Origin of the sequence: Allocoleopsis sp., assembly GCF_036703385.1 — a bacterium.
Classification (GTDB): Bacteria; Cyanobacteriota; Cyanobacteriia; order Cyanobacteriales; family Coleofasciculaceae; genus Allocoleopsis.
In genome coordinates, this window is sequence record NZ_DATNPA010000763.1 from 1 (window position 1) to 4,336 (window position 4,336).

Genomic DNA, 4,336 nt, shown 5'->3' on the forward strand with positions numbered 1-4,336 from the left:
CCCTGAGAAGGATTTATCTATACTTCCTTGAGCGGAAGTTCGATCGCGATTCGGCATCCCATCCCTGGTTCAGTTTTCAGTTGCAAGTTCCCCTCAACATCCGCTACTCGTTGCTGCATACTTTGCAACCCAAATCCAGAACCGTTTAGCTGCTCCTGATTAAATCCTTTACCGTCGTCTTCGATCGCTAGGTTTACACTATTTGCCGTCGTACACACTTGAATCTCAACATGCGATGCTTGTGCGTGTTTGCAGATATTCGTTAACGATTCCTGCACAATTCGGTAAATCGTTTTAACAATATTTGGTGGTACAGGAGCATTGATGCAAACATGGGCAGAAGTAGCAATGCCAGTACCCTGACGAAAATTGTCTACCAGTGATGCGATCGCTTCCTCCAAAGGCTGCTCTGTTTGTGCCTCATCCCGCAGCGCACCGACCGATTGACGCACCTCCTTCATCGCAGTAGAACCCAGCCTATGAGCTTGTTCTAGAAACGGTTGGGCTTTGGTTGGGTCATGCTGTAAGAGTTTAACTCCCGTCTGGAGCTGAACGTTTAAGGCTGTTAACGCATGTCCTAAGGAATCGTGGATGTCGCGGGCAATGCGATTGCGCTCTTGTGCCGCAGCCAGATCTTCCGCTTGTTTAGCATATTGCTGCAATTGCTCGTGGGCAGTGGCAAGTTGTTCTTTGGCTTTGCGCTCTGCCTGTAGTGTAGTTACGAATCGCAGTGCAAAGAATACACCCAAACTAAACATCAGGGTTTCTGCAACTAGGTGCATCCACAACCGCTCTTGCTCTCCCGTCTCAACCACCTCAAGAATGCTTCGCACGTATTTAATTTGATGAATCAGGAAGAGAATAAAGACTATGCCTGCGATCGCCCAGCGTCCCGGTCTTTTAAACAGGAAGCAACTGCGAATGACAACAATCAGGTACAGCGTCGGCAAGATGTGGAGATAGCCTAATGTGGCTCCATAAAAAATCAAACTTAACTCGACGATGGTATACACCACTTTCCAACGGGGATTGTTGATGGGCAACGTCAACCCCATCAAGCCGAGTAAAGCAAGGACGAGTACGTGTTTAATGGGGATGCGTTGTTTCTCGAAGTACTCAACTACAGCCAAAGAGAAGCAACTGGCAATCATCACCCACTCAGTTAAGAGCAAAAGGCGGAAGGGATTGGGTTGAAATTTGGGAAACTTTAGAAAGGCACTCATAGGAATCGCCGTCGCAGCAACGCTTTCATTCATTAAACCTGCCAACGGCAAATCAGCACCATCCATCTTTCGTGTGAATCCCTGATTTGGGCTAAGACGAAAGTCATAGAAAAATTTACCGAGACATCAACGAAAGTTAGAGGGAGTTCACTCGTTTCGCTGAGGCAGGAATCGAGACGTTCTTCAGAGGCTTGTCTTGGATTGGATTTCTAAGCTGAAGATAGTTCAAGAATGATGAAAATTATTCATCTTCTATACCAGGATTTTTCACAGATTGAGTTGCAATTAACGTTGAGTTCAAGGTTCCCAATATGTATCCTACAGGACAAGAACTTTTTGAAGATTCTGAAAGCTACCTGAGTGAGCTAAATGATGATAATTTTGACAGCCCAAATAATGGGTTTGAGGTCATTCATGGGAGTATGCTTGAATCTTTTGATATTGCCGCTGATATCAGCCTAGCAGCAATTAACATAGCTGCCTTAGCCGTATCTTCACCCGACTGTGGTGTGTCTGTTAAGTTAACGGGAGTGCTTGAGGTATCAGTGAAACCTTGCACTTTTCCCGTCCTAATCTCTGAATGCAGAAGAAAAGTTGTTGATTAAAAGGTGAAGGAATTATGACAAAAGCATTCGTATTAACTTCTCAAAACGTTTTCGAGTATTTAATTAGGCAGGTTCTGTGTACCAACAAAGAAGTAGCGCCAATCCAAATCAAACCAAAGTTTGCCAAAAATTTTAATTTGTTAGTGACTTGGCAAGATGGGCGTTCTCTCCTTGTTAAGCAAGAGCGCTGCCATCTTGAAGGGAAAACGACTAGCGAGTTTTTAAACGAATGGTTACTTCATGAATTTTTCCAAAGATTTCCCAAACTCAACTCGATTCGCTTATTCCTTCCGGAAATAATTCACTTTGATGCAGAACACGCGATCGCGGTTTTCAATTACCTGAGTAGCTACCGCGATCTAGCTGAATTTCACACTAAAGGAAACGTCTTTCCCACTGCTATCGCTTCCTCAATTGGAGCTACTCTTGCTATCATTCATCGGGCAACTTGGAACCATCAAGAGTATCGAGATTTTTTCTCTCAAAATCGAGGAAATCTGCCTGTTGACAAAGCTTTTGCTAGTATTCGGGGACTGGAACGGATTGCACCTGAAGTTTTTGGTCGGGTTCCTGCTGATGCTCTCAAATTCTTCGCTCTCTATCAGCGTTACGACAGCTTAGGAAATGCGATCGCAGAACTTACCTCGGCGCTGATACCTTGTTGTCTGACCCATAATGACCTGAAACTGAACAACATCCTGCTGCACAATGATTGGGAGCAAATTTTCTCCTCATCAGAGCCATCAAGTAATAGTATCATTCGACTGATTGATTGGGAGCGCTGTGCTTGGGGAAACCCAGCATTTGACTTAGGGATGCTAATTTCCAGCTACTTACAAATCTGGCTGAATAGCTTAGTTATTAGCCCAGCGATTGAACTTGAAACATCTTTGCGTCATGCACTGATTCCTCTGGCACAACTACAACCTTCCCTGGCTGCCCTTGCAGGAGCTTATTTCGATAATTTTCCAGAAATCGTAGAGTCTCGTCCTGATTTTTTGAGACGAGTTGTGCAATGTTCGGGTCTTGCCTTGATTCAACACATTCTGGCAGCACTTCAGTACCAAAAAACCTTTGGCAATACAGGAATCTGTATGCTTCAAGTTGCTAAGAGCCTGCTCTGTCGCCCAGAACAATCAATCTCGATTGTCTTTGGCACGGCAGAATCTGCATTAACTGGAGTAGCTGTCAAGTAGTAGATTGTAGTTTTACACGGCTTATACTATTTGGTTGTAATACCGATTTCCTAAATCGTTGCTACAGATACTTTTCTTGTTCCCTCCTTGATAAGGGGGGCTAGGGGGGTCAATTTGTAGCGCTATTTTATGAAATTGGTATAACTGGAGTTTAGACTAACTCATTTTCCGAAATTGGAAAAGCACTTTCCTAAAATGACATTACCCTCCTGGCTGACTCAGGATTACTCTTGTTGCAGTGGAGAGCCTACTACCCACAAATGCTAGCTAGGGAATGATTAGTCTAAACTCTAATTTAAACTTGCTACTTTTTAATTTCTGAAATTATCTACAGGCAAAGCTTTCACAATCCAAAATCCGAAATCAAATGACCTCAATCATTCTTGTTTTAAATGGTTTTAGTTAGGGTACCCTAAGATGCAACTCTTGAATTCTCCTCTAAGTCAACGACCAGCCGATTCGACCGAGCAACTACTGGCTACTTTTCAAGACATCGCGAACAACGTTCAAATTGAGTTGGAATTCTGTGTTAGTCATCCAGATTATAAAGCCTTGGAATTTTCGCGCCAGGTAGTAGAGCGCTTTAAGCAAATGCCTTCAGATGTTCAGGATAGGTATTTGAGTCTGCAATTGCTGAGATTCCTTTACGGCATCTATTACAACGGCTCCTTGCGAACTGTTCTTGCATCAAATGATAGTTCGGTTGACTTGGCAGATTATGAAAATCTGGAGAACAATACCTACCTGGGAGTAAACCTGGAATTCTACAAACACTTGCACGATAGTAATTGTGGTGAAGGCTACTTTGACTCAGGCTGGTTTGTACTGAGGCAAGAATGTGATGGTAGTCTAGCGGTGAAAAAGGGGAGTTTAATTCTGCATATTGAGCGCACTTACCATCTTCAACCCACTCAAGCTACTGCTACTGTCGGTGACTCAGTTGCCATCCGGATGCCCCGTAACCTAATTCAAAACGGATTCTATGTGGCGGTTGGTAATGCGGGTTGGGAAAATTGCAGCAATTTAGACGTTCGTACAGTGCGAATCTACTTTAATTTGAGTCCTGAAGGTGCGATCGCTATCATGAGTGCGATCGCGCGGCAATTGAACAAAGTAGGAATTCCCTTCACGTTTAAGGTTCTATACAACCCATCTAGCTATGGACGCTACGACTCGGCGGTTCTTTACTTTGAGCGCAACAACTATGAAGTAGTCCAGCAAGTTATTGAAAAGGTTTATGCAGAAAACTACTTGCATTTTTCCCCGGAAGTTCCCTTGTTTACCAAGTTCCTGGCACCGGGACTTGCTTTAG

General features: G+C 43.8%; 4 protein-coding genes. 3 read left to right on the forward strand and 1 reads right to left on the reverse strand.

The annotated features are described in order from the left end of the window. Positions 1-17: 17 nt before the first annotated feature. Complete coding sequence (locus V6C93_RS35780) at positions 18-1,289, reverse strand: sensor histidine kinase (RefSeq protein WP_333481461.1); 1,272 nt, start codon at positions 1,287-1,289, stop codon at positions 18-20. Between the two features lie 245 nt (positions 1,290-1,534). Here V6C93_RS35780 and V6C93_RS35785 point away from each other — a divergent pair, with 245 nt between their 5' ends. The 3 genes from V6C93_RS35785 to V6C93_RS35795 form a co-directional block, all read left to right on the forward strand. Then, entirely contained in the window at positions 1,535-1,828 is a 294-nt protein-coding gene (locus V6C93_RS35785; RefSeq protein ID WP_333481462.1) for a hypothetical protein, read from the forward strand. Positions 1,829-1,842: 14 nt separating this feature from the next. Beyond that, positions 1,843-3,024 carry an aminoglycoside phosphotransferase family protein gene (locus tag V6C93_RS35790; protein WP_333481463.1) on the forward strand — a complete coding sequence of 394 codons (1,182 nt, stop codon included), beginning with the start codon at positions 1,843-1,845 and terminating at the stop codon, positions 3,022-3,024. 426 nt (positions 3,025-3,450) lie between these two features. Beyond that, on the forward strand, positions 3,451-4,336 hold an 886-nt coding region (locus tag V6C93_RS35795; RefSeq protein WP_333481464.1), incomplete at its 3' end, for a T3SS effector HopA1 family protein.